Source organism: Bradyrhizobium sp. Kon58 (assembly GCF_055807455.1).
In genome coordinates this window covers 1-245 of record NZ_JBVVOT010000609.1, presented here as the reverse complement: position 1 = coordinate 245, position 245 = coordinate 1, and the positions used below count along the sequence as shown (strand labels likewise).

The 245-nt window shown below is 69.4% G+C and carries 1 protein-coding gene; it reads left to right on the top strand.

Annotated features, from left to right (window positions below):
• Positions 1 to 245 (top strand): aldehyde dehydrogenase family protein (locus AC0L20_RS41665; RefSeq protein ID WP_473295935.1); only part of this gene is annotated, 245 nt, incomplete at both ends.

The following is a 245-nucleotide window of genomic DNA, read 5'->3' as shown; positions in this document are numbered from 1 at the left end:
CTGGATGCCGCGCTCAACCGTTCCACCGCTGCCTTCCGCACCTGGCGCCGCCAACCCGTCGGCCAGCGCGCCGAATTGCTGTTGGCCCTGGCCAGCGCCCTGCGCGACCAGGCCGAAGCCATGGCACAGATGATCACCCTGGAAATGGGCAAACCGATCGCCCAGGCCCGCGCCGAAATCGAAAAATGCGCCCAGCTCAGCGAGTGGTACGCAGCGCACGGCCCCGCCATGCTCGCGCCGGAGCC